We start from the raw sequence: 25,996 nt of genomic DNA on the forward strand, positions 1-25,996 counted from the left end.
ACTACTCGTCGGACTCTATCGGGACGTCGCCGGCGGCGTCTTCGCTCTCTTGTTCGCTTTCGGTTGCCCGCCGCGGATCGAGCCGTCCGTACTCGCTTTCGGACGCTTCCTGAACGTCGATAGGGATACCCCCGAGTCGCGAAGAGCCGGGACCGTTGCCGTTGGAGTCACCGAAGCCAGCGCTCAGCAAGCGGGTCAGCGCTTCCTCGACACGTTCGTCCACTTCTTCGATGTCTTCGGGTTTGACCTCGACGACGAACCCGGTAGTGATGTTCGGTGCGGTCGGCATGAACAGGATCTCATGGCCGTCGGGCGTCTGCTTGCCGGTCTTGAACGCAGTCAGTCGCATGTCTTCCCAGGGCTCGACTTTGACCGGCGTCTGGAGGGCCTCGGTGCCGCCAAGTGCGGTTTCGGCGGCCATTTTGGAGGCGTTGTAGACGACCCGTAGCCCCGGCAGGCGGTTCACCAGGTCGTCAAGCGTGTTCTCGGCGAACCCGCCGAGTGCGGTCCGCATGAGATAGCCGACTGCGAAAACCAACACGATGAACACGAGAATCGTCACGACGACGCGGACCACGTCTGTCGGTAGTCGGCCGAGTCCTAACATCGCGAGGAGTTCGGCGTCAATTGCGGCGACGAACGGGAGATCAGCGATAAATCCGGCGAGCCAGATGATCACCCAGAGCGTAACGATGATCGGGACGAGAACGACGAGGCCGCTCCCGAAGTCCCGTTTCCACGTTGTCATTATCCACCGTTTGGGATCCATCCTAATCAGCGCTGTTATCCTTACTGCCCTCGTCGGGGGAAACTGCTCAAGATCGGCTCAAGACCGCCCGCACAGCGAATAGTACGTTCTCCTTGCGCTCCATGACGCGCCGATAGAAGTAAGAGATCCACTTGTCGCCGTAGGGCGCGTACTGCCACACCTCGCAGTCGTCGGCCAACTCGAACTGGGCCGACTCGCGCACGCCCATCAGCATCTGCACCTCGAATCCGGTCCCGTGGCGGTCGTGGAGTTCTTTCGCGTGCTCGATCATTGCAGGGTCGTGGCTGCCGACGGCGACGCCGGAGTCGCGGTGCTCGAACGCGTATCGGAGCAGTTCGCGGTACTCCTCGTTGACGCGCTCCTTTCGGCTGTAAGATAGCTCGTCCGGTTCGTCGTACGCCCCCTTCACCAGCCGGAGTTTTCCGGGGACGTCGATCAGTCGCTCCAGGTCCTCTCGGGTCCGTTTCAGATTCGCCTGCAGACAGAGGCCGACCGAGCCGTACTCCCGTGCCAGAGGCTCGAAGGTATCGATGGTGTCGTCGGTCGTCGTGTGATCCTCCATGTCGACCCAAACGAAGACACCCTGCTCGTCGGCGTGTTCGACGATATCCGTAAGGTTCGACCGAAACGTCTCGGCACCGATGTCCAGGCCGATCTGGGAGGGTTTGATCGAGACACATGCACGCAGTTCTTCGTCCGCGATGTCGCCGATGAGTTGGCGATATGCGTCCCGATCCGCGGCGGCCGCCGCAGGATCATCGTAGTGTTCGCCAAGCAGATTGAGAATGACGCCGACGCCGCGGTCGTTACATTCACGGGCGTGAACGAGAGCTTCCGCGGGCGTTTCACCGGCAACGAAGTTGGATGCGATAGGCGGGAGCATACCAGATGATTGTCATTGGAGGTTTGTATACTGTTCCCCGACGAGTCGGAACCGTGGCCGTTTATACAGATCCGCGGACAGGTCCGAATATGAACGTACTCGATATCGTCGTCCTCGCTTTCTGGTTGATGTTGCCAGCGTACGTGCCGAACAATGCGGCCGTACTGACCGGCGGTGGCCCCCCGATCGACGGCGGTCGGACGTGGGGCGGCAAGCGTCTGCTGGGCGACGGCAAGACCTGGCGAGGGACCGCGGGCGGTATTCTCGCCGGCGTCGGACTGGGACTCGTGTTGAACGCCATCGTGAGCGACGTGAGCGGGGCCATCGGCGTTTCCCTCCCCGAGTTTCCGATCGCTGCGCTACTCGCGCTGGCGGCCGGTGCAATGCTCGGTGACATCCTTGCCTCCTTCCTGAAACGGCGGACTGGCCGGGAGCGCGGCGCGGCGTTCCCCGGCATCGACCAGTTGGACTTCGTTGCGGTCTCGCTCGTGCTGACCGCGCTCGTCGCAACCGACTGGTTCGTCGAGTGGTTCACCGTGCCGGTCATCGTCGCTATCCTGGTCCTGACGCCGGTCCTGCATCTGGGGACCAACGCCGCCGCGTTCAAACTCGGCCTCAAGGACGAACCGTGGTAGAGGTTCGGTTTCATCCGGCTAACCGTCAAATAGCGGCCGAGGATTCTTTCGGCTTGATCGCCGTTATTCTAGTATGACCAGATCCGCCACGCCGCCACGAAGCGTAGGGGGGAGACCGGACATGACTACCGTCGGCTACTTGATCGCGGGGGGCGTGCTCCTACTGCTGTTCCCGCTGCTCCCGTTCGTCGCTATCGCGTGGCTACTCAGCAGGCTACTGGGATCCGAACCGCGAGCAGAAAAGAACCGTCGGCGTCTAGAACGGCCAGAGGAGTAACGCTACGTCCGCGTCGGAGGTAAGCACGAAATACAGACCGGCAAACTGAATCGCATTGAACGCGCCGTGGACGACGATCGGTACGAACAGGTTCTCCGTGTACTCGTACAACCCGCCCAGCACGAGGCTGATGAAGAAGAGTCCCACGATGGTCGGGAGACTGTCGAGGCCACCGTACGCCGGGATGTGGACGACGGCGAAGAGCAGACTCGCAAGGACGATCCCCAGGGGGACGCCGCTACGATTGACGAACCTGCTCTGGATGATCCCGCGAAAGAGGAGTTCTTCGCCCGGACCGATCAAGAGGAACGAAAGCGGGATCAGGGCCAGCAGGATCTCGGGAGAACCAGTCGCAGTCTGGACGATTTCGTGTTCTCCTCCATCGTAGCCCAGCAGAGTCAGGGCGCTCTGCACCCCTATTGACGCCGCGAACGTGCCGAAAACACCGACGACTACCAGCCCGATGTGTCGAAGCGTGGGCATCCGTAGCCGGAGGAACTCGAGTCCGTAGCCGCGGCGGGAGAGATACCATAGCGAGATGCCCAGCATTCCGACTCCCTGCAGGGTGGCCGTCGAGATGACAGTCAGCATGAGGTCGTTTTCGAGGATAGCTACCCCCAGCGCCTGGATGGCCACGATCAGCACGATTGCAGAGGCGGTGCCGATTGCAAATGCACCGATCACTAGCCCGATTGCTCCAGCAGTAATTCCGAGGAGGGCCCGCGGGTCGGGGGTGTCGGGCGACGGGCCGCCGACGTCAGGTTCGTCACCACCGGCTGTGACCGGCTCTCCGTCGGCGGGGTCGTCCCACCCGTCGGAGTCCCAGTTGTCGTCGTCGCGTTCTTCGTTCCAGTCAGACATCTGTTACTCCTAGATCTATGGGCTGCACAGACTAAAATCTGCCAATTCTCCGGGGCCGTCTCACAGGCTTTCCCGTTCGTTCGGTATGGTCGTCGACGAGGACTGTCGGGCGACGCTCGGCAGTTGCTGTACGCAGTTCCGACAGTATCTGTAGCCCACCTCGTTTTCGGTCTCGCAGTGTCGGCAGCGCACGACCGAGGCGTCCTCAGGGAGTTCGCCGGATGCGGGCGTCTCTTCGATCCGGTCGAGGCCTCCCTCGGTCATCATCCCCGCTCGGACGTCGCCTTCTAGCCCCAACTCCCGGGTGCGGCGATAGAAGTAGTAGCCGACGACGAGGTGTAACACGACGAATGCGACGGCGTACCCGATAGCCCACGCCGGAACCGTATCGAGACCCGTCATCAGGCCAAACTACGGCGTCTCGGAACTAAAACGTTGTCCGGCGGGCATGGATGATTCGATATCGTGTGCTACTAACCCCTCCCGCGTCGAGGGTGACGTATGCCAACAGCAACTCGTGAGGGTGTCTCGCTGTACTACGATACCTGGGGGAGCGGCGAGACGGTCGTGTTCATCGAAGATGTCGGCTTCGGTGCGTGGCTCTGGGGCTGGCAGAACGACGCCCTTGCCGGACCGTTCGAGACGCTCGTCTGGGACCTGCGGGGGACCGGTCGCTCCGACGCACCCGAGGGGCCGTATACGGTCTCCCAGCTAACAGCCGACCTGGAGGCGGTGCTCGCCGACCACGGCGTAGACACCGCCCATCTGGTCGGCTGTGGCCTCGGCGGGATGGTCGCGCTGGACTACGCACAGCGGCACAGTCGCGCCGAGACGCTGACACTGATCGGCGCGAGTCCGGGCGGCGAGGACGCCGACCTCCGAACTGATCGACTCGAAGACGCCTTCGCGCCGCGTGACGACGAGGCCGCGCTGGCGGCGTCGCTGGAAGCGGTGGTATCCTCCGGCTTTCGGGAGGACCATCCCGAGGCTATCGAACGGATCGCGGCGTGGCGGGCCGAGGACGACGCCGACCGCGCGGCGTGGCAGGCCCAGGCGGCCGCCTTCGAGAACTACGAACACCGCGATCCGCTGTACGAGACGACATTACCAACCATGGTGATCCACGGTGAGGACGACGAAATCGTCCCGTTCTCGAACGCCGAACTACTGGATCGAGAGCTCCCATCCAGCGAACTCGAGCCTGCACCCGAGGCTGGTCACCTCGTCGGCGTCGAGCGTGCGACCGGCGTCAACGACCTGTTGACCGGGGTTATCGAGGATCACGCGGACTTCGACGAGTAATCGTTTCTGTCGGACACGGTGAGACCCAGGGGTATAAAAACCAGCAGGGGTCCTGTCATGTGGTGTCACTCCTCGATGGTCGTCTTAGCCCGCTTACCTGCCGATCCGGCGTCACAGGAGTCGGCACGTTTCCCGGAGGACGGAACCCCTTTTACCACGCGGCCGCTTCGTTCGGATACAGATGAGTCGACCGCGCATCGCCGTGCTCAACGCAGCCCACGACCCCGGGCACAACCGTCGGAACTTCCGCCGGGAACTCGACGCCGACCTCGTGGAGTTCGACGTCACCGACGTCGAGCTCCCGCCGCTGGCGGAGTCGTTCGACGGGGTCGTCGTTACGGGGTCACGCGTCTCCGTGTACTGGGACGAAGACTGGATCGAACCCACTCGTCAGTGGGTTCGAGAAGCTATCGAGGCAGGGCTGCCGTGTCTGGGCGTCTGTTGGGGCCACCAACTCCTCGCAGACGTCCTTGGCGGCGAGGTCGCGGGTATGCACGAGTACGAAATCGGCTACCGCGGGATCGAACAGAGCAGTGAGTCGCTGCTGTTCGAGGGCATCGACGAGGAGTTCACCGCCTTCACGACCCACTCCGACGAGGTCGTCACGGTCCCGCCGGGCGCCGAGGTGCTGGCCGAGAACGACTACTCGATCCACGCGTTCCGCAAGGACCGCGTCTTCGGCGTCCAGTTCCACCCCGAGTACGACATGGAAACCGCCCGGGAGGTGACGCTCGGCAAGGATCTCTCGGACGAGCGCATCCAGCGCGTCCTCGACGGCATCACCGAGGAGAACTACGCGAAGGCCTGCGAAGCGAAGGCCGTCTTCGAGAACTGGCTCCAGTTCGTCCAGAACGTCCGGCGCGACGACGTCGCCGGTGACGCCGCGGACCCGGCGGGCGCGGACTGAGAGCGCCGCCGACTGGTTTTCCTGAACGTACCGCGTCTGGTCTCCCCTGGATAGACAGCCGTCCGAGAAACCGCCAAGTCGGGGTATACCGATCTTCAGCGGCTGATACTCCATAACTTCGGTAACTATAGTTTATAGATTCACATAGTATAGTCACGGGCGGTTCTATTTTGCCCCCGTGGACTCTATCTCCGCTATGCTCGATTACGTCGACCTGGAGGCCGACCTCGCTGAGGAAGAACGGCTGATCCGTGATACGGCCCGCGAGTTCGTCGCTGATCGCGTGAAGCCATCGATCGGGGACTGGTTCGAGGCCGGCGAGTTCCCCGAGCACCTGATCGAGGAGATGGGAGAGCTGGGCTTTTACGCGCCGAACCTGGCGGGCTATGGCTCCGCAAACGTCAGTGAGACGGCCTACGGGCTGCTGATGCAGGAACTGGAGGCAGGCGACTCGGGGATCCGCTCGATGGCGAGCGTGCAGGGCGCATTAGTCATGTATCCGATCCACGCGTTCGGTTCGGAAGCCCAGAAGGAGCGCTGGCTTCCCGCGCTCGGCCGGGGCGAAGCAGTTGGCTGTTTCGGCCTCACCGAACCCGAACACGGCTCCGACCCGGCGAGTATGGAGACCCGTGCCGAAGCGGACGGCGATGGCTACCGCCTGACGGGCACGAAGACGTGGATCACGAACGCCCCCATCGCCGACGTGGCCGTCGTCTGGGCGCGCGACGTCTCTGCGGAGGACCGCCCGGTCCGGGGCTTCCTCGTCGAGACCGATCGGGCCGACGGTGTGAGGACCAACGAAATCGACGGCAAGCTATCCATGCGCGCGTCGGTCACCGGTGAGATATCACTCGACGGTGCCTACGTACCCAGCGAGAACGTCCTCGACGTTTCGGGGATGAAAGAACCGCTCTCCTGTCTCACGCAGGCCCGGTACGGCATCGCGTGGGGTGCGGTCGGCGCGGCACGGGACTGCTTCGAGGCGGCCCGCGAGTACGCGACCGACCGCGAGCAGTTCGACCAGCCCATCGGCGGCTTCCAGCTACAACAGGAGAAACTGACCGAGATGGCGACGGAGATCACGACCGCACAGCTACTCGCGCATCGACTCGCCGACCTGAAAGAGCAGGGCACCCTGCGCCCACAGCAGGTTTCGATGGCCAAACGGAACAACGTCCGGATGGCTCGCGACCAGTCACGCGTCGCCCGCGAGATGCTCGGCGGCAACGGCATCATGACCGATTACCCGCCCATGCGCCATCTCGCCAACATGGAGACGGTCTACACCTACGAGGGCACTCACGATATTCATTCGTTGATCGTGGGGGAAGATCTCACTGGGATTGCGGCCTTCGAGTGAGCGAGAGCGAACGAGAAACGGCGCAACGCAGTGAGAAACAGGGATTGCGGCCTTCGAGTGAGACGTCTGCTCGTCGTTCGGCTGTTTATTAGTCCGATGCCCGGTACGACGCCTGTTTGTCACGGTCGCGCAGTATCGGCACCCGATCAGCCCGATTGACGACGTATTCGCCGATGTAGACGCTGAGAGCGCCGAGTGCGATACCGGCGACGACGTCAGTCAGCCAGTGGATACCCAGATACATCGTCGAGATGACGACGCTGGTACCGATCACGAGCGCGATGGGTGTCCACCGTGGGAACGACCGCCGCGTCATCAGCGCGAGGATCATCGTGGTGACGGCCAGAGAGGTGTGCAGGGAGGGGAACACGTTCACGTTCGTGTTGATCGCCGAAGTCAGCAACATCACCTCGGGGAACGTCTCGTACATCGGCTGGCTAACCACGCTCGGCATCACGTTTCGCGGGCCGTACGCGATAAAGAGCGTGTAGAAGAAGACGCCAAGACCGTAGTTCGCCGCGTATGCGATCAGCGTCACCTTCAGGGTGTGGAGCGAGTCGCGGAACAGATACGCGATCATCGGGAACACCAGCAGGACGATGTAGCCAAACACGTAGATGAACGCGAAGTACAGCGCCGCCTCTTTGGGGAACAGCTCCTGGAGGGAGGCGACGAACTCGCCTTCGAGGGCGTAGAATTCGCCAGTAACGTTCCGCCCGATCTCCCACGAGAGGGCGACGCTGAACTTGTGGAGGCCTTTGTTGATTACGAGTACGATAGCGAGGGCGCCGACGAACGGAGCGACACTGTGGAGCCGACGCTTGAAGGCGTCGGGATCGCGGAGGGGGGCAGAGAGTAGCGAGGGACCGACACACACCAGTAGGAGTGTGCCGAGGAGGCCACCAGTTACGGCGGCAACTACTCCCAGGATCATCAGCAGGGACATTGTACGTATCACTATATTGTTCTCACTAATGAAACTACTGCCTCCTAACTCGCTATATTCCGGCCCCTCAGGGACTCTTACCTGATGTTTGGTGACTAGTCACATCCTTCGTCGGCGGACTCTCCGTCTCCGTGAAACCGATAGTCGTGTGCCGCCCGGGCCGACAGACGGGCGACGCGAAGCGGCTCCGGCCGGCCGCCACTCGCCGTAAAGTGCCGGAGCACCGCCTTCTCGTCGACGTTGCCGACCGACCGAACGTACAGTCGCTCGTCGCCGACCGACACCGGCGTTCGAGGCGGAAGCGCGCGATAGGTGCTGAGCCGTCTCCGGAGCGCCTCGCCGTCGAACTCTCGCTTCAGGGCGTCTTCCAGTCCGTCGCTCTCCTCGTAGCTTACGGAGAGAACTGGCCGGTCGACCCGCTCGTGGACGGCACCGATATCACAGACGTTGTACCATGAGAGTGCGATCCCAGATAAAAGAACGAAGCGGACATCGTCTCTCTGTACGAGACGGCAGACGGCGTCGGTCGCGTCGGTCCCGCCGACAGTCGTCCGGTCGAAGGTCAGTCCGTCGACCACTCTGTCCGCCCGGACCACCGCTCCCGCGAGCGTCGAGAACTCCGAGTCAACCGATCCGTCGTAGGATTCGGCGATTCCGAGCGCCCGCGTACCGGGCTTCATTACGACTATTCGTCCTTGATCTCCTGAAGCCGATCGAGTAGTTCGGTGTTCGATGCCCCGATTTCGAACTCTATCTCGCCTTCGTGTTCGCTGTCGCCAGCACCGACGTTGTTATCGTCGATTTCCGTGTCAAAATCCTGATTTTCCTGTTCGGATTCGTCGTAGCTCCCGAATCCCATACAGTAAGTAATAACAACCCCTCCCACTAAAATCGTACGCCGATTTGCCCCTCGATCGACCGATTTCGACCGAGAGTAGACGTGCTGGCGTCGAGTTCGTCGGGTCCCCGGTGCTCCCAGAAGCATTAAATAGGGACTATTTAGTATGCCAACTTGTGGCACGCGAAGTTCGGCCGACGACGGCGGTCACTGTGCTGTTCGTCGTGATCGCTGCGATTACCGGTGCGTCGGTAGTGTCGGCTGAGTTCTTCGATTCGGGCGGGGCCGCCGATCCAGAGACCGTGACACTGGAGGACGGCTCCGAGCTATGGCCGTACACCAGCAAGGGGCCGAACTATCGGGAGCGGACGCTCTCGATCAATCTCGTGGTGTACGGTGATACGGACGCGACCGAACGCGCCCTGCGTGAAATCTCTCTTGCGGACTGGGAACCGGTCGAAGAGGACCAACAGGACATCGCACCCGCCGAGGAGTTCGAGGTCGACGGTAACCGGACGACCGTCGCGTGGGGCGGGGCGAGCGGGGCGACCCGCTACGTCTACGTCGATACGGTCGACGACAGAGCGCTCTGGCTGGTGGAATCCTACCAGTTACACGATGGGGACTATCTGGGCGAGCGCCAGCATCTCCGGGGCTACGAGGATCCGGCCGAGGACGAATGGACTGCGATCCAGGCCCACGACGAGCACTGGGACTGGTTCCACCTGCGGCATACGGTCCACAGTATCGAAGAGTCACAACTCGCCATCGAAGAGGACTTCTTCGGCCGCTGGTACGTCGATAGTGTCACTCGTGATCGGTTCGCCAACGACGCCAGTTCGGACGCGGACGGGTGGGTGACGATCGTCGACCTCGACGAGCGGGCGACCCGACTGTTGATCGCCGGATTGCTTCTGGGCTCTATCGGCGTTGCGCGAACGCTCGAACGCGGCACGGAGCTATGGCAGGACGAGGACGTCCGGAGGACCCTGCGCTCGCTGGCGACAATCGGTCTGTTGGTTCTGCTATATCTCTCCATCCGGTTCGGAGCCGTCGGGATCGAACGGCTGTTCCCCGGGCTACGAACCAATGCCATCGTCATCGTATTCTACCCCCTTCTCGTCCTCGGCTTGCCGGTCGTGGCCTATCTATCCACGCGACAACTCGATCGGGAACAGGCGTTTGCGGCGGCCTCGCTCGGCTTTACCGTCGCTATCTTCCTCGATTACACGCTGTTGGGCGTGACGAGGCTTCCGCTGGATACGTTTGTTCATCGCGGAGCGCTCGCGGTTGCCATCGGCCTGATCGCCGCTGGCGCGTCACAGACTGCCCGAGAGCCCGGTGTCGAACACGGCTACGTGCGAACCGGGGTGTTGCTCTGGGTTGTCGCGGTCACCATACCGCTGTTGCAGTTCGTCTGACACGGCCATTCAATCCGGACTCCGATACGGCCGCTCCCACGTCGGCGTGAACCTGGCATACGCGACGACTCCGGTGAACACGACGACGTAGAGGAGCCAGTTCGGAAGGTCGAGCCAGCCAAACACCGCCGAAGTCGCCAGCACCCACGCCGTCAGCAGCGCGACATCGACGAGTATCCGCGTCCGGTTGTGGCTGAGATACGCGACCAGTCGTCGCGAGCGCGACCGGATCGTGGGCCGGTCCTCTCCCATTACCGCTCGGCCTGCGGGAGGTCGATCACCTCTCCGTCGACACTGACGGTCGGGTCCCGCAGGATGCCGTCGAGGTGGAGCGGTGCGTCGGTATCGCCGCCGATCCCGGCGTCGTCCCCGATGGCAATGTGGACAGTCCCCGCGGCTTTCTCGTCGAGCAGTACCGAACCGACGAGGTCGGTCACGGCGAGGTTCGTTCCGATACCCAACTCGGCCAGGTTGTACGCGTCCTGCCCGACTTCCTCGGCACCGGTCTCGATCTGATCGCGGATCTCGTCGTCACTGATCGACGTCACGTAGCCGTCCTCGACCTCGAACGTGAGTTGTTGGCCCTCCGCGAGCAGTCCGTGTGGGCGCATCGTCCCGTCGACGACGTAGGTGCCGTCAGCCGACGTCGGACTGATGAACACTTCTCCGGCGGGCAGGTTCGAGAACTCGCCGGGTTCGTGCACCATCCCGGTGTCGTCCTGCCACTCGCGCCCGCCGACCGCGAAGGTGATGTCGGTTCCTGCGGGCGTCGTGACACGGATCTCGTCGGTATCTCTGACCGTCTCCAGCATGTCGGCCGAGACCTCGGCGATGGACTCGTAGTCGGCGTCGAGGCCGGTCGTAAACACTTCCTCGGTGATCCCCGGCAGTGTCGCGCCGCGCGCGCCCGCTTCGCACGCTGACCCCCGCGCTCGCGTGTGACTCAGGCTCTTCGTCGTCGGCGCCAAGAAGACGTCGGCCTCGGCCATCGCGGCGGCGACCGGAGCGGGTGGCTCTTCGCCGTGCTGGTCGCCGGGCTGATAGCGCATGACTGTTGCCTCCTCGGTGACGCCCGTGGCGGCGTCGTACAGCGCCTCGCCGATCCGTTCGCGCTTGTCGTCGGTGACGACCAGACAGGACTCGTCGGCGTCGAGCGCAAGGCATTGGTGCACTGCGGTTTCTGCGGCCTCGTGTATATCGCTCATACCGACACCTCGTCTGGAAGCGAGTTAGGTCTTGTTCTCCCGATGCCGAAAAACAGTCGACGGCGAACTGTTACTGCTCGAGGGCTTCGACCGCCGCGAGTGGCTCACCGGTGAGCGCCTTGAGATAGGCACCGCCAGCGATCGAGAGGTGATCGAAGTTCTCGGTACCGATATCGTACATCTCTATCGAGCGGGAGGTGTCGCCGCCGCCGACGACCGAGAAGCAGTCCGTATCGGCGACTGCCTGCAGGACGCCGCGGGTCCCGTAGCTGAACTCCTCCATCTCGAAGACACCGAGTGCGCCCTTCACGAGGACGGCTTCTGACTCCTCGACGTGCGGTCGGTACTCGTCGATAGTTGCCTCGCCAATGTCCATATAGGCGTCAGGCGCGCCCTGGAGGTTCTCCATGCGGTCGGTGACGCGCTCGCCGTCCTCGCCCTCCCGGGCGACGTCGACGGGCAGGGAGATCCGGTCGCCGTACTCCTCGATGACCTCGTGGATCGTCTCCTCGTTTGCTTCCCAGTTGTCGTCGTACAGGCTGGGGCCGTCCGGCGTGTCCTTGCCGATGTCGTAGCCCTTCGCGCGCTGGAACAGGTGGCCGACGATACCGCCGAGCAGGAACTGATCGACCTTCTCGTCGAGATGCTCCATCGCGGCGATGACGTCTTCGGCCTTCGTGCCGCCCAGCACCATCGTGACTTTGCCGTCGAACTCGCGGCGCTCGACGCTGGTGTTGTACTCGTACTCGTCGGTCATCACGCGGCCGGCATAGCTGTCCATGACCTGCGGGAAGCCGACGATCGAGGTGTGTGCGCGGTGGGCGACCGAGTAGCCGTCGTTGACGTAGGCGTCGAACTCGGGCGCGAGCGTCCGGACGAACTCAGTTTCGCCGTGCTCTTCGGGCGTCAGGTCGGCGAGTTCCTCGTCGGTCATCCGGACGTTCTCCAGGAGGATCACGTCGCCCGATTCGAGGTCGTCAATGGCGTCGAGCGCCTCCTCGCCGTACGTCGAGGGGACGTATTCCACGGGTTCGCCGACGTGCTCTGCGAGGATGTCGGCGTGCTGTTCGAGCGTGACGAACGTGTCACGGCCCGGCCGGCCCTGGTGGGCCATCAGCGCGATGGCGTGGTCGTCCGCGAGCAGTTCCGAGATGGTCTCGGCGTGGCGAGCGAACCGGCGGTTGTCCTGTACCTCCCCGTCCTCGACGGGGGCGTTCACGTCGATACGCATCAGGAGTCGTTGCTGGTCGTCAAGGTCGTCGATGGTTTCGAACATAGTTTGGGTATGGGGCGCGATGAATAAAAAGCCGGTCGGTCGCTTAGGCTTCGTCGAGGATGTAGTGCGCAACGTCGATCATCCGGTGGGAGAAGCCGACCTCGTTGTCGTACCATGCGAGCACCTTCACGAGGCCGTCTTCGACTTTCATCGTCGAGTTAGCGTCGACGAGAGAGGAGTACGGCTGGCCGATGACGTCACGGGAGACGAGTTCGTCCTCCGTGTAACCGAGCACGCCCTCGAGTTCGCCGTTGGCGGCCTCCTCGAACGCGGCGTTGATCTCCTCGGCCGAGACCTCTTCGGCGAGGTCGACGGTGAGGTCCGTGATCGAACCGTCCGGGACGGGAACACGCATCGCCATCCCGTCGAGTTTGCCCTCGAGCTGGGGGAGGACCTCGGTGGTCGCCTGTGCGGCACCCGTCGAGGTCGGGACGATGTTCTCGGCGGCGGCGCGGCCGCGTCGGGTCTTCGGGAGCGGGCCGTCGACGAGGTTCTGCGTGCCCGTGTAGGCGTGAGTCGTCGTCAGGACGCCGGACTCGATGCCGAACTCGTCGTCGAGCACCTTCGCGATCGGCGTGACGGAGTTCGTCGTACAGGAGGCGTTCGAGACGACGTCCTCGCCGTCGTACTCGTCCTGGTTGACGCCGTAGACGACCGTCTGGACCTCTTTCTCTCCTTTTGCAGGGGCGGAGATAACCGTCTTTTCTGCGCCCGCTTCGACGTGTTTGTACGCGTCGTCGTAGTTCCGGAACAGGCCGGTACACTCGAAGGCGACGTCGGTGTCGTACTCGTCCCACGGGAGGTCGGCGGGGTCACGCTCGGAGAAGACGTCGAACGTCTTGTCGCCGACGATGATCGAATCGCCCTCGACAGAGACGTCTTCGGTACGGCCGTGGACGCTGTCGTACTTGAGAAGATACGCCATGTCGTCGATGTCCATGACGTCGTTGATACCGACGATTTCGACGGTCTCGTCGTCGAGCGCAGCACGGAACACGTTCCGTCCGATTCGGCCGAAGCCGTTCAGTCCTACTCGAACAGGGTCGTCTGCAGTTTCACTCATACCTGAACACGTTTGATGTCGTGCGTAAAGTATTTATCTAAACACGCTTCGGACAGTTCATTTATCATGTAAAAAATAATTATAGTGTCTCCTATTTAACCGTGTCCAGGACGGAAATGTACGTTTCGCAAATAGGCAGAAACAATCACGATACTATCTGCTGTTGTCGATAGAGTAGGCCCTCCCCCCGGATCAACCTGTATAGCCCGCCAATTTACTACTCGATTACGTGTACCAATCTATAATTTATCCGGAAAGATTATGAGGGTTGGGGATGCAGTCGTACATATGCTCTCCGTGGGTGTCAACGGCTACGGGACGATTGGGAAGCGAGTCGCCGACGCGGTCCGGTCTCAACCTGACATGACTGTTCAGGGTGTCGCCAAGAGATCGCCGGATTTCGTCGCCGACCACGCTACTGCGACGGGATACTCGCTGTACGCCGCCTCCGAAGGGGATATGACCCGGTTCGAGGAAACCAGCAACGATCTCGCGGGGACCACCGAGGACCTGGTCGCTGACAGCGACGTGATCGTCGACGCCACGCCAGGGGGTGTCGGCGAACAGAACCGTACACTGTACGAGCGACTGGAGACGCCAGCCGTGTTCCAGGGTGCGGAAGCACCCACGGTCGCAGACACCAGTTTCAACGCGCGGGCGAACTACGACGCGGCTCGCGACGCGGAGTACGTCCGGGTCGTCTCCTGTAACACCACGGGCCTTTCCCGATTGCTCGCCCCGCTCGCCGACGCCTACGGCATCGAGAAGGTGCGCGCGACGTTGATCCGGCGCGGCGGCGACCCCGACCAGTCCTCGCGCGGACCGATCAACGACATTCTTCCCGATCCGATCGCCGTGCCCTCCCACCACGGCCCCGACGTCCAGACAATCTTTCCCGACCTCTCCATCGAAACGATGGGTGTGACCGTCCCCGCCACGCTGATGCATCTCCACGGCGTCAACGTCACGCTCGACGCGACGCCCGACGTCGACGCCGTCCGCGAGCGTCTGGCGCGCGAGTCCCGCCTCTTCGTCGTCCCCGAACGGCTCCGTATCGATGGCTGTGGCGAACTCCGTGAGTGCGCTCGCGACGCCGGCCGCCCGCGCGGCGATATCTGGGAGAACTGCGTCTGGGGCGAGTCGATCGCGGTCGAGGGATCGGACTTTTACTGTTTCCAGGCGATCCACCAGGAGGCCGACGTCGTCCCCGAGAACATCGACGCGCTCCGGGCGATGTTCGGGCTTGCCGACGCCAGAGAGAGCATCGCGCGAACCAACGATAGCCTGGGCCTGTCGTTCCGCGAAACGCCGGACGGGCCACCGCCGATCCTTTCGACGCGCGCGAGTGGCGACTGAGGACGCTCGGACCCAGACGGACAGAAGGCTTTTCCTCGACTGGTCACTACGTTCCCCCATGAGACGTGACGACCGCGACGACCCGTTCGACGACCTGTTCCGCGAGATCGAGCGGATGATGAACGACATGATGGACGATGGCGACGTCGGCTTCGAGTCCAACGCTGGCTTCGGCGCTGACACGCACGTCGACATCCACGAGACCGACGACGAGATCCGCGTGATCGCCGACATCCCCGGCGTCGACCAAGATGCGATCGATCTCACCTGCGACGGCGAAGTGCTGACGATCACCGCCGAAAGCGAGCGCCGCCAGTACGACGACAAGATCTCACTGCCCGGAGCAGTCGACGAACACTCCGCGAACGCGACCTACAACAATGGCGTGCTAGAGATCACGTTCGACCGCGCTGACGACTCCGCGAACATCGACCTCGACTAACGCAGTCGGCGTCGCGGTCTCCCGTAGCAACAGCACGCTCGATTTTTATCGTCGCTTCGATCCTGCGGTCCGTTCTATCGCGTCCGCCAGCCGATCGTAAAAGCCGTTCTCGTACTTCGTCGCGTCGTCGACCGTTGGACGCGCATTCGTCTCGCTCACCACCGTCCGATCCTCACTGACGAGCAGGTCGACGCCTAGCAGCGAGATGTCTAACTCCGCGGCCACCCGTTCCGCTAGCCGGCGCAGGTCGTCGGACAGGTCGACAGCCGTGGCTTTTGCGCCGCGGTGGACGTTGTGTTTCCATTGCCCGGACTCGAGCGCCGCGTCGGGAAGCCGCCGTTCGACCGCGCCGACGTATTCGCCGTCCAGTACCATCGCCCGGTAGTCGGTCGCGCCCGTAACGTACTCCTGTACGAGAAAGGACTTGTCGCCGGTGGCGCGGTAGTCGTGGACGAGGTCCAGATAGTCGACGACGCCGAGAAACGAATCCAGGTCGTGGACCTTCGCCACGCCGACCCCCCGCGTCGCGGAGTTGGGCTTGACGACGACCGGCGGATCGAACCGCTCGAAGACGTCGACGAGGTCGCCCTGATCGACGGGGTTCGAGACCATCTCGGTCCGGGGGACGGGGACCGCTGCGGCGTCGAGGTGAGCGATCACGCCGCCCTTGTTTCGGGAGGTGACGACCGCTTCGCGACCGTTGAGCCAGGGGACATCGAGCAAGGCGTCGGCGACGCCGCCCTCCATAAATCGGCTAGGGTAGACGAAGCCGACGTCGAACTCGTCGGTGCGCTCGGCGTCGTCGCCGGTCAGTGTGAGCGTCCGCTCGGTGGCCGGGACGTGGTGGAGTCGGATGCCGCGCTCGGCCAGCGGATCGTGGATCCGCTCGAACGTCTCCGCACGGTTCACGGCGACGAGGTCGATCATAGCCGTCACTCTGCAGAGGAGAAAGAAAAGAATGCCGCTCAGCTACCCCGATCAGGAGACGAGTTGCTCTTCGCCGCGCTCGACGACGATGCGGCATGGCGGCGAGAGTTTGTTGTAGGACCGGCGGAAGGCTTCTTTGACGGTGGTGGCCTGGTCGACGGTACACCAGGTGGTGAAGATGCGGTCGCCCTCGGGGATGCGTGCGGCGGTGCCGACGATCTTGCCGAAGGACTGGCGCATTCCGTCGGAGACACGGTCGGCGCCTGCACCGGTTGCCTGCTTGTTCTCGCGGAGAACCTGGTGAGGGAACTTGCGCAGGGTCATTCTGTAGTTGTTCTCGCCGAGTTCCTTGATGAGGTGGCGGTTGGCCGACAGGCGAGCGCTTTCGAGCGCGCCGTGACGGAGTTGGACGGCCTCCTCGGTGACGAGGCTGATCTGGACGGGGTACTCGTCGGGATCGGTCTGGAGATCGCCCATCTCGTGCTGGGCGATCTTGGAACCGGGGATCCCTCCCATATACTCGCGGCGAGTGTAGGACGGCTTGTCGATCTGCCGGTACATAGAGGCGGGTTTCTCGGACATGGTTGTTACGGTGAGAAACGGTCAGTGTTCGGATAAGGGCTTCGATAACCGGAGCATGGGCCTGGACAGGCCCTCTGTCCCCTTCCCCGGTCTCAGAGCGAGGCCGCCGCGTCGAGCGAAATCGTGATCGCTCGCTCGACGTTGTTGTTCGCCTTGTCGGGCAGTTCGTCGTCGTCGGTCTCGCCTTTCTGGGTGCCCTCGACGAGGTTGCCGTCGACGGTACAGATTGCGCCAGCGGCGAGGCCTTTCCGGCGGGCTAGCGTGAAGATAGCGGCGGCCTCCATCTCGACGGCGAGGATGCCCGCCGCTTCCCACGAGTCGACGTACTCCTCGGTCTCGGCGTAGAACGCGTCGTCCGTAGCGACCGCTCCGACGTGGACGTCTTCATCGTTCGTCTCGGCCCCATCGACGAGCGCCGAAAGCACCTCGTACTCCGGCACTGCGGGAACGGCGTCCGACTCGTAGCGGCCGGTCGTCCCCTCGTCCTTGGCCGCACCGGTCGCGACGACCATGTCGCCGATCTCGATGCCGGACTGGAGCGCGCCGGTCGTCCCGACGCGGATGAACGTCTCGACGCCGACCGCGGCGAGTTCCTCGACGGCGATTGCGGCCGACGGCGAGCCGATCCCGGTCGAGCAGATGGTCACCGGCGTCCCCTCGTACTCCGCGTTGACGAGTTTGTACTCGCGGTTCTCGGCGACCGTCTCGGCGTTCGTACACTGGCCAGCGATCCGATCGACGCGGCCCGGATCGCCCGGCAGTAGCGCGATATCGTTCAGGTCGCCCGGTTCGACGAGCAGGTGGGGCTGTTTTGCCATACCTCTTCGTTCGTCGAAGGCCGTCAAAAAACGCGCGCTCCGGCCCGAGTAGTCGACCGGCCGCTCAGGCACTGAGCGCGAGGGTAGGGACGAGCACCATCAGGACCAGACCGTACAGAAACGCCGTGGCCAGTAACTGTAGCTTCAGCAGTCGTGTGCGGTCCGTGTCGAGGTCGACGTCGGGGAGCACGAGTCGAGTGAACAGGAAATACATCACCGAAGTCACCGTCGCCGCGGCGGCGACCGGGGGGATGAGCCAATCGATCGGGAGCGCCGCGACGCCGAGGTAGGCGACGCCGAAGACGATGCCGAGCAGGCCCGCGGCGAGTGCGTACGCCGACGCCATCCGCCCTAGCGAGACCTCGTCGATCGACCATCCATGGCGTCTCGCCGCCAGCACGTAGGCGGGCGTCAGCCCCTCACGCATGAAATAGAGGAGCGGAAACAACAGCGTCGCAGCGAGCAGTGCGCCAGCCAGCGAGAGCCAGAGTGTCAGAAACGGTGCGCCGAGTCCGAGCATGTCCCGAGCAACGGGGGGGCAGTATTAAACTTGCCCGAAGACTCGCTATCGGTCGGTCTCCGGGGAACTCTCGCCGTCGAGGAGCGCATCGATAGCCGCCTGCGTCGGCGCCGTTCTGGCACCCGGCTGTTCCGCCGCGAGCGCGCCACAGGCGTTGCCAACGGCCAGACATCGCTCGAGAGCGCCGCCGTCGAGCCAGACCGTCAGAAAGCCGGCGGCGAAGGCGTCACCGGCCCCGCTCGTGTCGACCGGATCGACGCCAAAGCCCTCGTGATGGACCGTCCCATCTGGCGTGAGCGCGCTTGCTCCCTCGCTTCCACGCTTGACGACGGCCGTACAGTCCTCTCGCAGATCCGCTTCTAGCTCGGCGACGACGCTGGCCTCGCGGTCGTTACAGAAGACGAGATCGGCGAGTCCGAGTGCGGCCGAAAAATCTCGGTTGGGAAGCCGCCTTCCGGGATCGAAGCTTACCGTTGCGTCCCCTGCTCTGGCGAGTTCGGCGAGTCGTCGCGCCGTCTCGGGCCGCTGGCTCGTCAGGTGCAGGTGTTCGACGCCGTCGAGTCGGTCCGCGTCGACGTCCTCCGGGGCGACCGCTTCGTTGCAGCCGTCGTTTCCGAGTACCGCGACGGAGCCGTCCGCGGCGATCAGGAGGTACTTCACTGTCGTCGTCCTGCCCTCGACCACTCGCAGGCCCGTCAGATTCACGCCCTGCTCGTCCAGTTCGTGGCGGACGAGTGGCCCGTTTTCGTCGTCGCCGACGCTACCGATGACGCCGACGCCGACGCCGAGACTCGACAGCGCGACGGCCGTGTTCGCCGCGCTTCCGCCGCCCCCGCTGGACTGCGAGCGGATGCGTGCCTCGCCGTCGGGCTCTGGCAGTTCGTCGAGCCGGAGCGTCACGTCCCAGTTGACGTGGCCGGCACTCAGTACTCGTACCATAGGGAATCGCCGCGGGAGCGGGTTCGAACTCGGATGTGCGGCCACGGCCCGCGGTGTAACCTGTACGAACGCCCGGAGAGTATAAAAAGTGTGCCGCCGGTTCAGACGCCGACCGTGAACAGCAGGAGGTTGTTGAACGCGGGACCGAGTCCGACGGCGGCGACGACCGCCAGCATGAGTCGAGCGAACACTGGGTCGTCCTTGACGAACTCGCGGAACAGGACGACGATAGCCGCTGCGAGACTGACCTTGACGAGGATGAACAGCCAGCCAGCACCGACCAGATCGGCCGTCGGAAGCAACTCGCCAGCCTCCAGGACGTACCGCGAGAGCGGCGTTCGCTCGTGCGCGCCGAGGACGTCGTAGCCGACCGCCGTCGTAACGCCGTCGAAGGCGTGGCTGGCGACCAGAATGGCGCCTGCCGGGCCAGTGACCGCGGCGGACTCGGTGAAGCGGAGGGTCAGCACGATCCACGCTACGGCCGCGACGACGACGGAGGCGACGATCGCGATCACCGGCCAGAACGGCTCGAAGGTGCCGATCTCGGCACCCCGATACAGTCCCAGAGCCACGACGATGACCGCGACGGCAGCGCCGATGACGCCGAGCCGTCGGTCCGCGGAGCCGTGTGGCCGGATCTCCGAAGCGATCTCGGCGAACGCCCACGCCAGTCCGGTGACGATGGCCATCGTTGCGTAGGCACCGGGAGCCTCGAACAGCGGCGTGATCGCTGGCGGATACGCCCCGATCTGTTCCAGTCCGTGGAGCACTCCTCCAGTCGCCATCCACGGTCCGAACGCGACGACCGTCCAGTTCGTGACCGCCGGCTGGAGCAAATAGATGAGTCCGGCGACTCCGACCGTCCCGACGATCAGTCCGAACAGGTACGGTAACGGGGGTATCGTGAGACCTTCCGGAACTACCATACACGCCACACGCGTCCGGAACCGCTGAAAAGCTTGCGGTTACTTCCTCTTCGAAACAATCTCTGAGGGAGCGTCCCACGGTCGCTCGACGGTCTCACCGAACAGTTCGCGCATCAGGGTGACGATGCTCTCGGGCGGGAACTGTCCTCGCTCGGTCACGATGGCGTCGACGTAGCGCGGCGGCGTCACGTCGAACGCGGGGTTGTCGACCTCGATCAGTGGCGCGCCGTCCGCTGTAGCCTCCCGCTCCTCGATCACCGCCCGCTCGTCCGGGGGCAGCACCTCCGTTTCGTCCCGCTGTTCGATTTCGACGGTCGTGCCCGTTAGCGTGTCCGGATGCAGTTTGATCGTCGCGGCGGCGACCATGATCTGTGCGCCCTGCTCGCGGGCGAGAACCGCCAGTCCACTCGTACCGATCTTGTTGATGACGGAACCGTCCGCGGCGATACTGTCCGCGCCCACGACGACGTGGTCGACCTCGGACAGGTGCCGCCGTGCCGCGCCATCGACGATCAGCGTCACCGGCACCCCCATCTCCCGGAGTTCGCGGGCAGTGATGTGGCCCTGCTTGCGCGGTCGCGTCTCCTTGACGATGGCGCTGATCGACTTTCCGTCCTCGACGGCGGCCTCGATGCAGGCCAGCGCGTCGGTCGAGTGACAGTGCGTCATCACCGTGTCCCCGTCCTGCAGTCGATTGGCCCCGATCTCGCCGAGGCGTGACTGGGCCGCTTCGACCTCCTCGCGGAACGCCGCGGCTCGTTCGAGGACGGTCCGTTCGAGCGTGTCGACCGACTCGTCGTCGAGGTCGCGAAGCACGTACCGGAGCGCGTTCGCCAGACTCACTGCCGTCGGCCGGGTATCATATAGCTCCTGGCCCGCGGCGGCCAGTTCATCACGAAACGCGGCGGGGCTCTCGGCGTCGCTTTCGGCGGCCTGTGTCGCAAGGGCGTCGGCCGCGGCCGTCGCTATCGCTACCGCACCCCTGGTCTCCATCTCCGCGATCTCCGCTGCCGTCGCGCTGACGTCGTCGACGATTCGGCTCTCGTCGTCGGCCATGAGTTCGTGCTACGCTCTCACGTGACAAAAGCGATCCGGCCGGATCGACGGACCGATTTTTGACCCCTCGCCCCCGACTTGTCGTATGGAGTACCCCGAGTTTCCTGCGCGTATCGACCACACCGTACTCGGCCCGGAAACGACCGTCTCGGACGTCTACCGCGTCCTCGACGAGGCCGAGGAGTTCGGGATGAACGCCTGTATCCCACACTGCTACGTCACGGAGGCGACCGAGTACGCGCCATCGGTCAGGCTCGTCACCGTCGTCGGCTTCCCGCACGGCCAGACCTCGACAGAGAGCAAGGTCCAGGCGGCGACTACTGCGGCCAGACGCGGTGCCGACGAGATCGATGTCGTCGCGAACATCGGTCGACTGAAAGCCGGCGAGGACGACGCCGTCCGTCAGGAAATCAGCGAGATCGTTGCCGGCGTTACGGTACCGGTGAAGGTGATCGTCGAGGCGGCGCTTCTGAGCGATGCCGAGCGCGACCGGCTTTCGGAACTCGTGGTCGAGGCGGACGCCGACTATCTGAAGACCTCGACTGGCTTTGCCCCGGTCGACGGTGAAACGGGGGCGACGATCCCGGACGTCGAGGCGATGAGCGAGTATCTCCCGGTCAAAGCAAGCGGCGGGATCGGCAGCTACGAGGAAGCGCTGGCGTTCGTCGAGGCCGGCGCTGAACGGATCGGTGCGAGTAGCGGAAAAAAGATCGCGACCGAATATCGGCGCTCGGCCGATCAGTAGCGATCAGTTGCGGTAGCGGGCGAACAGGGCAACAGCGAGCAGCGAGAGGACGGCGGCGAGCGGCCCGAAGCCGGGCAGCGAGTCGTCGCCTTCCTCGGCGTCTTCTTCCTCATCCATGCCCGAGTCGGACTGTGCACCGAGGAACTCCTCGGCGGCCTCGGTGTCCATCTCGTTGAAGTCGCGGTCCCAGTCACCGTTCATGAAGACCTCCGTCTCGTCGTCGGCGACGGAGAGTGCGCGAACGTCGCTCTTCTCGGCGTCCGCACCGACGAGACCGTCGACGCGGACGTGGACACCCATCGTGTCATCGTCTTCGAGAGCGCCCGCGATCTGGGTCACTTCGTTGCCGCCGAAGGCGGCGTCGATCTCGTCGGTCAGCGCTTCCATGTTGTTGAACTTCGCGCCGGCCTCGATCTCGACGGTTTCGCCGTCGACGTTGGCTTCCATGGCGGCAATCTCGAACTCGGAGTCTTCGAGATCAGTGAGGAACTGGTTCATCTCCGGGCCGGTGCTCGGATCCTGCATGGCCGACTCCATCATGGAATCGACCGCCTGCTGGACGAGTTCTTCCTGCTCGATTTCGAGGGCCATGTCGGCGACGAGCGCGTCGTTGTCGTCGATCTCGGCGTTGAGATCGACCGTCACGTCGCCCACCGTCCCGTTCATATCGCGGTCCTCGAGTTCGTCGACGTAGTCGCTCCAGTTTTCAGTGTCGGCGCTGAGCGAGAGCGCGACTCGATCGTAGTCGGTATCCTGGGATTCGTAGGTCGCCGACCACTGGTAGTTCTGGCCCAGATCAGCGGCCTGCTGGGCGTCGACCGTGTCCTGGAACTGCTGGATCTGCTCTTCGAGCTCCTCGTCCTCGATGGTGTCGAGTAGCGTCATCGACTCGTCGACTGCGCCTTCGAGGTTGCTCAGTTCGATGTTCCAGTCGGCGGTCAGCGTCGAACCGGACTGCTCGGCGGCGAACTCCATCGTATCGACTTCGACGTCGACGAGGCTCTGTGCGAGCGCGTCGGCTTCGCTCTGGTCGAGGTCGAGTTCGGGGTCCTCCGCGAGGGCGGTTGCAATCTGGTCAACGAGGCCCTCCTCGATGTTCTCATACTCGACGGTGTAGCTGATGTCGAGGTCGCCCTCACCGTCGGCGGTCTCGGTGTAGTCGTAGCTGTTGATCGTGATCTCGCTGGAGCCGCCGAACTGCTCACCGATCATGCCGTACTGTTGTTCGAGCGTTTCCTGCGCGGCGGCTTCGGTCTCCCAACTGCCGGTCTGGAACTGGCTGACGATCTCGTCCTGAGTCACGTCGACCGTGTAGCCGCTGTCGGTGTCAGAGACGCTCACGTCGTAGCTGAACTCGCCGGGCTGGACCGTGTTCCACTCGGCCGTGACGTTACCGGTCGTCGAGAACGTATCCGGCGTCACGCTGGCATCACCGGTCGTCTCGAAGCTCTGGAAGTCCTGTGTCTCCTCTCCGGATTCGACAACCGCTTCGAGGTTTGCATCGAACTCGCTGTTCTCCGACGTCTGCTCGCCGTAGACGTCGAGACTCAGGTCTTCGACTTCTTCAGGGCTTTTCGTCTGGAGGTTCCCCTCGCCGAAGAATCGGTCCTCTTCGAGAACGAGCGACAGGCCGCCGGTGGCGTTCTCGTCGAGTTCTTCCTGACCGGGTTCGGCGACGATCAGCGTGTGTGCAAGGCCCTCGCTGACGTGCATCCCGAGGTCGAGTGTAGTTATATTGTTGTTACCTCCGTCGTCCTGGTAGACGAGCACGGCGTTGCCGTCCTCGTCGACGTAAATCTCGTCCGCTGGCTCGACGTCCTCATCGAGTTCTTGACTGTCGATACTGGCGTCGGCTGCCGCCGCAGGGGCGGCGGCAGCAACCGTCCCGCAAAGCATCACTGCGACGAGTAACACGGCGGTTACCGCGTTACCCTGGAGGGTCAACGATTTTCTGCTCATGCATCCTGAGTGTCTCTTTGGCCGGTATTTATATTTTCGGCTCTTATATTGATTATAAATACTTGTTACTCACGATACTGAGACGGGGCAGTGAGACGGTTGCTTTCGTCGTGCTTTTGCCGTCGGAGACGCTATCAGTGGTACTGAGATGGCCCGCTACCACATCGAGACGTACGGTTGTACGTCGAACAGGGGTGAGAGCCGAGCGATCGAGCAGAAACTGCGGGACGCGGGTCACCGCCCGGTCGACGGTCCCGAAGCCGCGGACGTCGCGATCATGAACAGCTGCACGGTCGTCGAGAAAACCGAGCGCAACATGATCCGCCGGGCCGAAGAGCTAGAGGCAGAGACCGCCGACCTGATCATCACTGGCTGTATGGCCCTCGCCCAGGGAGAGGAGTTCGAGAGCGAAGGGATCGACGCGCGCGTCCTCCACTGGGACGACGTGCCGACCGCGGTCGGCAACGGCGAGTGTCCGACGACGACCGTCGGCACCGAACCGGTGCTCGACGGCGTTATCGGCATCCTACCGATCGCTAGAGGCTGTATGAGCGACTGCTCGTACTGCATCACGAAACACGCGACCGGCAAGATCGATTCGCCGCCGGTCGAGGAGAACGTCGAAAAGGCGCGGGCGCTCGTCCACGCGGGCGCGAAAGAGATCCGCGTCACCGGCCAGGATACCGGCGTTTACGGCTGGGACGAGGGCGAGCGGAAACTGCACGTCCTGCTGGAACGGATCTGCACCGAGATCGACGGCGAGTTCCGGGTCCGGGTCGGGATGGCCAACCCGAAGGGGCTTCACGGTATCCGCGAGGAACTGGGAACCGTCTTCGCCGAGCACGACGAACTGTACAACTTCATCCACGCGCCGGTCCAGAGCGGGTCGAACGACGTGCTGGGCGATATGCGCCGCCAGCACCAGGTTAGCGAGTTCGTCGAGACCGTCGAGACCTTCGACGAGTATCTCGACGAGTGGACGCTTTCGACGGACTTCATCGTCGGCTTCCCGACCGAGACGGACGAGGACTACGAGCAGACGATGGAACTGTTCCGGGAGATCCGCCCGGAGAAAGTAAACGTCACCCGCTTTTCCAAGCGACCGAATACCGACGCCGCGGAGATGGACGGTCTCGGCGGCACGCTCAAAAAGGAACGCTCGAAGGAGATGTCGGAGCTAAAATACGAGATCGTGGGCGAGGCCTACGACTCGATGGTCGGCGAGCGTCGGGACGTGCTCGTCGTCGAAGAGGGAACCAACGACTCGGTGAAGTGCCGGGACGGCGCGTACCGCCAGATCATCGTCCAGAACGCGAGCGAGCACGGTCTCACTGTCGGCGAGTTCACCACCGTCGAGATAACCGGGCACAACACCGTCTACGCGCTGGCCCATCCGGTTCACCCGGTACCGGCGAGCGGGGGTCCGGGCGAGGACCGCCGTAGCCGAGGGGCTTAGGGGGATCGAGGGCCTAACACGCCTGTGAACCGCCAGACGATCGGGTACGCGCTCGTCTTCGTGTTCGGGCTAATGGCAGCCCTCCAGACGGCTCTCGCGATCCGCTACAATCTCTTTTTCTTGCTCATTGCTGGCCTGTTCGCCCTATCGGCGTATCTGATCTGGTATCACGTCTCCGGTCTGATGGAGCGCCGCGTTCGGCAAGGTGCGGCCACCGGGGGGCAAACCGGACCCCGGGGTGGGTTCGGCGCTGGACCACGCGAACAACGGTTTCGCGAGGCCCGCCGGGGTCCGTCAGGAAACGCCGGCGGAACCGATTGGACCCGTCGAGCACCGACCAGTACCGAGGGCCCGACCCCTCGGGAGGCCTATCAGATCCTCGACCTCGGCACCGACGCCGACGACGCGGAGATCCGGAAGGCCTACCGTGAGAAAGTAAAATCCGTCCACCCGGACACGGCGGACGGTGACGAAGAGGAGTTCAAACGCGTGACGAACGCCTACGAGCGACTGACCGAGCAGTAATC

General features: G+C 63.6%; 30 protein-coding genes. 11 read left to right on the forward strand and 19 right to left on the reverse strand.

The features are described from left to right. Position 1: 1 nt before the first annotated feature. Positions 2 to 748 (reverse strand): DUF502 domain-containing protein, encoded by a 747-nt coding sequence (locus ACFQL3_RS03005; RefSeq protein ID WP_377051250.1) that lies wholly within the window; start codon positions 746 to 748, stop codon positions 2 to 4. A 67-nt stretch (positions 749 to 815) separates the two neighbouring features. Beyond that, positions 816 to 1,652: a proline dehydrogenase family protein gene (locus tag ACFQL3_RS03010; RefSeq protein WP_377051252.1), complete on the reverse strand. Its 837-nt coding sequence runs from the start codon at positions 1,650 to 1,652 to the stop codon at positions 816 to 818. Between the two features lie 89 nt (positions 1,653 to 1,741). Here ACFQL3_RS03010 and ACFQL3_RS03015 point away from each other — a divergent pair, with 89 nt between their 5' ends. Both ACFQL3_RS03015 and ACFQL3_RS03020 read left to right on the forward strand, forming a co-directional pair. Then, a complete protein-coding gene (locus ACFQL3_RS03015; protein WP_377051254.1) occupies positions 1,742 to 2,287 on the forward strand; it encodes a CDP-2,3-bis-(O-geranylgeranyl)-sn-glycerol synthase in 546 nt (181 codons plus the stop codon). 73 nt (positions 2,288 to 2,360) lie between these two features. After that, the gene (locus ACFQL3_RS03020) at positions 2,361 to 2,564 is read left to right on the forward strand and encodes a DUF7535 family protein (RefSeq protein WP_377051256.1); all 204 of its coding nucleotides are present in this window, start codon (positions 2,361 to 2,363) and stop codon (positions 2,562 to 2,564) included. On the opposite strand, the gene ACFQL3_RS03025 is transcribed toward ACFQL3_RS03020, so the two are convergent. After that, positions 2,544 to 3,425 (reverse strand): CPBP family intramembrane glutamic endopeptidase, encoded by an 882-nt coding sequence (locus tag ACFQL3_RS03025; protein WP_377051258.1) that lies wholly within the window; start codon positions 3,423 to 3,425, stop codon positions 2,544 to 2,546. The two genes, ACFQL3_RS03020 and ACFQL3_RS03025, sit on opposite strands and share 21 nt — an antisense overlap. Positions 3,426 to 3,485: 60 nt before the next feature. Beyond that, positions 3,486 to 3,827, reverse strand: a complete 342-nt coding sequence (locus ACFQL3_RS03030) for a DUF7577 domain-containing protein (RefSeq protein WP_377051260.1) — start codon at positions 3,825 to 3,827, stop codon at positions 3,486 to 3,488. 99 nt (positions 3,828 to 3,926) lie between these two features. Between ACFQL3_RS03030 and ACFQL3_RS03035 the strand changes: the two genes are divergently transcribed. The 3 genes from ACFQL3_RS03035 (at position 3,927) to ACFQL3_RS03045 (ending at position 6,994) form a co-directional block, all read left to right on the forward strand. After that, positions 3,927 to 4,727, forward strand: coding sequence for an alpha/beta fold hydrolase (locus ACFQL3_RS03035; protein WP_377051262.1), 801 nt, complete (start codon positions 3,927 to 3,929; stop codon positions 4,725 to 4,727). Between the two features lie 181 nt (positions 4,728 to 4,908). Then, entirely contained in the window at positions 4,909 to 5,634 is a 726-nt protein-coding gene (locus ACFQL3_RS03040) for a type 1 glutamine amidotransferase (protein ID WP_377051264.1), read from the forward strand. 196 nt (positions 5,635 to 5,830) lie between these two features. Then, on the forward strand, positions 5,831 to 6,994 hold the full coding sequence (locus tag ACFQL3_RS03045) for an acyl-CoA dehydrogenase family protein (RefSeq protein WP_377051266.1): 1,164 nt from the start codon (positions 5,831 to 5,833) through the stop codon (positions 6,992 to 6,994). Between the two features lie 88 nt (positions 6,995 to 7,082). Here ACFQL3_RS03045 and ACFQL3_RS03050 read toward each other — a convergent pair whose 3' ends face one another. The 3 genes from ACFQL3_RS03050 to ACFQL3_RS03060 all read right to left on the reverse strand — a co-directional run bounded on the left by ACFQL3_RS03050 (position 7,083) and on the right by ACFQL3_RS03060 (position 8,799). Then, positions 7,083 to 7,928 (reverse strand): phosphatase PAP2 family protein, encoded by an 846-nt coding sequence (locus ACFQL3_RS03050; protein ID WP_377051268.1) that lies wholly within the window; start codon positions 7,926 to 7,928, stop codon positions 7,083 to 7,085. Positions 7,929 to 8,035: 107 nt separating this feature from the next. After that, a complete protein-coding gene (locus tag ACFQL3_RS03055; protein ID WP_377051270.1) occupies positions 8,036 to 8,620 on the reverse strand; it encodes a DUF99 family protein in 585 nt (194 codons plus the stop codon). Positions 8,621 to 8,625: 5 nt separating this feature from the next. After that, complete coding sequence (locus ACFQL3_RS03060) at positions 8,626 to 8,799, reverse strand: DUF5786 family protein (protein ID WP_377051272.1); 174 nt, start codon at positions 8,797 to 8,799, stop codon at positions 8,626 to 8,628. 155 nt (positions 8,800 to 8,954) lie between these two features. On the opposite strand from ACFQL3_RS03060, the gene ACFQL3_RS03065 reads away from it, so the two are divergent. Continuing rightward, a complete protein-coding gene (locus tag ACFQL3_RS03065; protein WP_377051274.1) occupies positions 8,955 to 10,199 on the forward strand; it encodes a hypothetical protein in 1,245 nt (414 codons plus the stop codon). Positions 10,200 to 10,208: 9 nt separating this feature from the next. On the opposite strand, the gene ACFQL3_RS03070 is transcribed toward ACFQL3_RS03065, so the two are convergent. The 4 genes from ACFQL3_RS03070 to gap form a co-directional block, all read right to left on the reverse strand. Then, positions 10,209 to 10,451 carry a hypothetical protein gene (locus ACFQL3_RS03070; protein WP_377051276.1) on the reverse strand — a complete coding sequence of 81 codons (243 nt, stop codon included), beginning with the start codon at positions 10,449 to 10,451 and terminating at the stop codon, positions 10,209 to 10,211. Then, the gene (locus ACFQL3_RS03075; RefSeq protein WP_377051278.1) at positions 10,451 to 11,404 is read right to left on the reverse strand and encodes an aminopeptidase; all 954 of its coding nucleotides are present in this window, start codon (positions 11,402 to 11,404) and stop codon (positions 10,451 to 10,453) included. The genes ACFQL3_RS03070 and ACFQL3_RS03075 overlap by 1 nt, the downstream gene beginning before the upstream one ends. Positions 11,405 to 11,474: 70 nt before the next feature. Further along, entirely contained in the window at positions 11,475 to 12,680 is a 1,206-nt protein-coding gene (locus ACFQL3_RS03080; RefSeq protein WP_377051280.1) for a phosphoglycerate kinase, read from the reverse strand. Between the two features lie 43 nt (positions 12,681 to 12,723). Continuing rightward, entirely contained in the window at positions 12,724 to 13,743 is a 1,020-nt protein-coding gene (gap, locus tag ACFQL3_RS03085) for a type I glyceraldehyde-3-phosphate dehydrogenase (protein ID WP_377051282.1), read from the reverse strand. Between the two features lie 288 nt (positions 13,744 to 14,031). Between gap and ACFQL3_RS03090 the strand changes: the two genes are divergently transcribed. Together ACFQL3_RS03090 and ACFQL3_RS03095 are read left to right on the forward strand one after the other, a co-directional pair. Further along, positions 14,032 to 15,099: a type II glyceraldehyde-3-phosphate dehydrogenase gene (locus ACFQL3_RS03090; RefSeq protein WP_377051284.1), complete on the forward strand. Its 1,068-nt coding sequence runs from the start codon at positions 14,032 to 14,034 to the stop codon at positions 15,097 to 15,099. A 58-nt stretch (positions 15,100 to 15,157) separates the two neighbouring features. Beyond that, positions 15,158 to 15,541, forward strand: a complete 384-nt coding sequence (locus ACFQL3_RS03095; protein ID WP_377051286.1) for an Hsp20/alpha crystallin family protein — start codon at positions 15,158 to 15,160, stop codon at positions 15,539 to 15,541. Positions 15,542 to 15,586: 45 nt separating this feature from the next. Here the strand turns inward: ACFQL3_RS03095 and ACFQL3_RS03100 are convergent, their stop codons facing one another. The 7 genes from ACFQL3_RS03100 to ACFQL3_RS03130 all read right to left on the reverse strand — a co-directional run bounded on the left by ACFQL3_RS03100 (position 15,587) and on the right by ACFQL3_RS03130 (position 21,309). Next, positions 15,587 to 16,468, reverse strand: coding sequence for an ATP-grasp domain-containing protein (locus ACFQL3_RS03100; protein ID WP_377051288.1), 882 nt, complete (start codon positions 16,466 to 16,468; stop codon positions 15,587 to 15,589). A gap of 51 nt (positions 16,469 to 16,519) precedes the next feature. Further along, the gene (locus ACFQL3_RS03105; RefSeq protein ID WP_377051290.1) at positions 16,520 to 17,050 is read right to left on the reverse strand and encodes a 50S ribosomal protein L16; all 531 of its coding nucleotides are present in this window, start codon (positions 17,048 to 17,050) and stop codon (positions 16,520 to 16,522) included. A gap of 92 nt (positions 17,051 to 17,142) precedes the next feature. Next, complete coding sequence (locus tag ACFQL3_RS03110) at positions 17,143 to 17,868, reverse strand: nucleoside phosphorylase (RefSeq protein ID WP_377051291.1); 726 nt, start codon at positions 17,866 to 17,868, stop codon at positions 17,143 to 17,145. Positions 17,869 to 17,932: 64 nt separating this feature from the next. Further along, positions 17,933 to 18,388, reverse strand: a complete 456-nt coding sequence (locus ACFQL3_RS03115) for a hypothetical protein (protein ID WP_377051292.1) — start codon at positions 18,386 to 18,388, stop codon at positions 17,933 to 17,935. 45 nt (positions 18,389 to 18,433) lie between these two features. Continuing rightward, positions 18,434 to 19,327 (reverse strand): carbohydrate kinase family protein, encoded by an 894-nt coding sequence (locus ACFQL3_RS03120; protein WP_377051294.1) that lies wholly within the window; start codon positions 19,325 to 19,327, stop codon positions 18,434 to 18,436. A gap of 101 nt (positions 19,328 to 19,428) precedes the next feature. After that, positions 19,429 to 20,253 carry a DUF63 family protein gene (locus ACFQL3_RS03125; protein ID WP_377051296.1) on the reverse strand — a complete coding sequence of 275 codons (825 nt, stop codon included), beginning with the start codon at positions 20,251 to 20,253 and terminating at the stop codon, positions 19,429 to 19,431. Between the two features lie 39 nt (positions 20,254 to 20,292). Beyond that, positions 20,293 to 21,309 carry a ribose 1,5-bisphosphate isomerase gene (locus ACFQL3_RS03130; protein ID WP_377051298.1) on the reverse strand — a complete coding sequence of 339 codons (1,017 nt, stop codon included), beginning with the start codon at positions 21,307 to 21,309 and terminating at the stop codon, positions 20,293 to 20,295. Between the two features lie 85 nt (positions 21,310 to 21,394). Here ACFQL3_RS03130 and deoC point away from each other — a divergent pair, with 85 nt between their 5' ends. Further along, on the forward strand, positions 21,395 to 22,054 hold the full coding sequence (gene deoC, locus ACFQL3_RS03135; RefSeq protein ID WP_377051300.1) for a deoxyribose-phosphate aldolase: 660 nt from the start codon (positions 21,395 to 21,397) through the stop codon (positions 22,052 to 22,054). Positions 22,055 to 22,057: 3 nt separating this feature from the next. On the opposite strand, the gene ACFQL3_RS03140 is transcribed toward deoC, so the two are convergent. Beyond that, entirely contained in the window at positions 22,058 to 24,013 is a 1,956-nt protein-coding gene (locus tag ACFQL3_RS03140; protein ID WP_377051303.1) for a PGF-CTERM sorting domain-containing protein, read from the reverse strand. Positions 24,014 to 24,161: 148 nt separating this feature from the next. Between ACFQL3_RS03140 and ACFQL3_RS03145 the strand changes: the two genes are divergently transcribed. Both ACFQL3_RS03145 and ACFQL3_RS03150 read left to right on the forward strand, forming a co-directional pair. Next, the gene (locus ACFQL3_RS03145; RefSeq protein WP_377051305.1) at positions 24,162 to 25,469 is read left to right on the forward strand and encodes a tRNA (N(6)-L-threonylcarbamoyladenosine(37)-C(2))-methylthiotransferase; all 1,308 of its coding nucleotides are present in this window, start codon (positions 24,162 to 24,164) and stop codon (positions 25,467 to 25,469) included. A 24-nt stretch (positions 25,470 to 25,493) separates the two neighbouring features. After that, entirely contained in the window at positions 25,494 to 25,994 is a 501-nt protein-coding gene (locus ACFQL3_RS03150) for a J domain-containing protein (protein WP_377051307.1), read from the forward strand. Positions 25,995 to 25,996: the final 2 nt, after the last annotated feature.

It is taken from the genome of Natronoarchaeum sp. GCM10025321, from assembly GCF_042663585.1.
Classification (GTDB): domain Archaea; phylum Halobacteriota; class Halobacteria; order Halobacteriales; family Natronoarchaeaceae; genus Natranaeroarchaeum.

What these genes read in the sequence shown, in the direction of transcription:
- ACFQL3_RS03090 (WP_377051284.1), top strand. Translation starts at nt 14,032, where the DNA reads ATGCTCTCCGTGGGTGTCAACGGCTACGGGACGATTGGGAAGCGAGTC.
- ACFQL3_RS03100 (WP_377051288.1), bottom strand. Translation starts at nt 16,468, where the DNA reads ATGATCGACCTCGTCGCCGTGAACCGTGCGGAGACGTTCGAGCGGATC.
- ACFQL3_RS03130 (WP_377051298.1), bottom strand. Translation starts at nt 21,309, where the DNA reads ATGGCCGACGACGAGAGCCGAATCGTCGACGACGTCAGCGCGACGGCA.
- deoC (WP_377051300.1), top strand. Translation starts at nt 21,395, where the DNA reads ATGGAGTACCCCGAGTTTCCTGCGCGTATCGACCACACCGTACTCGGC.
- ACFQL3_RS03055 (WP_377051270.1), bottom strand. Translation starts at nt 8,620, where the DNA reads ATGAAGCCCGGTACGCGGGCGCTCGGAATCGCCGAATCCTACGACGGA.
- ACFQL3_RS03070 (WP_377051276.1), bottom strand. Translation starts at nt 10,451, where the DNA reads ATGGGAGAGGACCGGCCCACGATCCGGTCGCGCTCGCGACGACTGGTC.
- ACFQL3_RS03020 (WP_377051256.1), top strand. Translation starts at nt 2,361, where the DNA reads ATGACCAGATCCGCCACGCCGCCACGAAGCGTAGGGGGGAGACCGGAC.
- ACFQL3_RS03060 (WP_377051272.1), bottom strand. Translation starts at nt 8,799, where the DNA reads ATGGGATTCGGGAGCTACGACGAATCCGAACAGGAAAATCAGGATTTT.
- ACFQL3_RS03075 (WP_377051278.1), bottom strand. Translation starts at nt 11,404, where the DNA reads ATGAGCGATATACACGAGGCCGCAGAAACCGCAGTGCACCAATGCCTT.
- ACFQL3_RS03040 (WP_377051264.1), top strand. Translation starts at nt 4,909, where the DNA reads ATGAGTCGACCGCGCATCGCCGTGCTCAACGCAGCCCACGACCCCGGG.
- ACFQL3_RS03080 (WP_377051280.1), bottom strand. Translation starts at nt 12,680, where the DNA reads ATGTTCGAAACCATCGACGACCTTGACGACCAGCAACGACTCCTGATG.
- ACFQL3_RS03010 (WP_377051252.1), bottom strand. Translation starts at nt 1,652, where the DNA reads ATGCTCCCGCCTATCGCATCCAACTTCGTTGCCGGTGAAACGCCCGCG.
- ACFQL3_RS03145 (WP_377051305.1), top strand. Translation starts at nt 24,162, where the DNA reads ATGGCCCGCTACCACATCGAGACGTACGGTTGTACGTCGAACAGGGGT.
- ACFQL3_RS03005 (WP_377051250.1), bottom strand. Translation starts at nt 748, where the DNA reads ATGACAACGTGGAAACGGGACTTCGGGAGCGGCCTCGTCGTTCTCGTC.
- ACFQL3_RS03120 (WP_377051294.1), bottom strand. Translation starts at nt 19,327, where the DNA reads ATGGTACGAGTACTGAGTGCCGGCCACGTCAACTGGGACGTGACGCTC.
- gap (WP_377051282.1), bottom strand. Translation starts at nt 13,743, where the DNA reads ATGAGTGAAACTGCAGACGACCCTGTTCGAGTAGGACTGAACGGCTTC.
- ACFQL3_RS03095 (WP_377051286.1), top strand. Translation starts at nt 15,158, where the DNA reads ATGAGACGTGACGACCGCGACGACCCGTTCGACGACCTGTTCCGCGAG.
- ACFQL3_RS03050 (WP_377051268.1), bottom strand. Translation starts at nt 7,928, where the DNA reads ATGATCCTGGGAGTAGTTGCCGCCGTAACTGGTGGCCTCCTCGGCACA.
- ACFQL3_RS03140 (WP_377051303.1), bottom strand. Translation starts at nt 24,013, where the DNA reads ATGAGCAGAAAATCGTTGACCCTCCAGGGTAACGCGGTAACCGCCGTG.
- ACFQL3_RS03030 (WP_377051260.1), bottom strand. Translation starts at nt 3,827, where the DNA reads ATGACGGGTCTCGATACGGTTCCGGCGTGGGCTATCGGGTACGCCGTC.
- ACFQL3_RS03015 (WP_377051254.1), top strand. Translation starts at nt 1,742, where the DNA reads ATGAACGTACTCGATATCGTCGTCCTCGCTTTCTGGTTGATGTTGCCA.
- ACFQL3_RS03110 (WP_377051291.1), bottom strand. Translation starts at nt 17,868, where the DNA reads ATGGCAAAACAGCCCCACCTGCTCGTCGAACCGGGCGACCTGAACGAT.
- ACFQL3_RS03035 (WP_377051262.1), top strand. Translation starts at nt 3,927, where the DNA reads ATGCCAACAGCAACTCGTGAGGGTGTCTCGCTGTACTACGATACCTGG.
- ACFQL3_RS03045 (WP_377051266.1), top strand. Translation starts at nt 5,831, where the DNA reads ATGCTCGATTACGTCGACCTGGAGGCCGACCTCGCTGAGGAAGAACGG.
- ACFQL3_RS03125 (WP_377051296.1), bottom strand. Translation starts at nt 20,253, where the DNA reads ATGGTAGTTCCGGAAGGTCTCACGATACCCCCGTTACCGTACCTGTTC.
- ACFQL3_RS03115 (WP_377051292.1), bottom strand. Translation starts at nt 18,388, where the DNA reads ATGCTCGGACTCGGCGCACCGTTTCTGACACTCTGGCTCTCGCTGGCT.
- ACFQL3_RS03105 (WP_377051290.1), bottom strand. Translation starts at nt 17,050, where the DNA reads ATGTCCGAGAAACCCGCCTCTATGTACCGGCAGATCGACAAGCCGTCC.
- ACFQL3_RS03025 (WP_377051258.1), bottom strand. Translation starts at nt 3,425, where the DNA reads ATGTCTGACTGGAACGAAGAACGCGACGACGACAACTGGGACTCCGAC.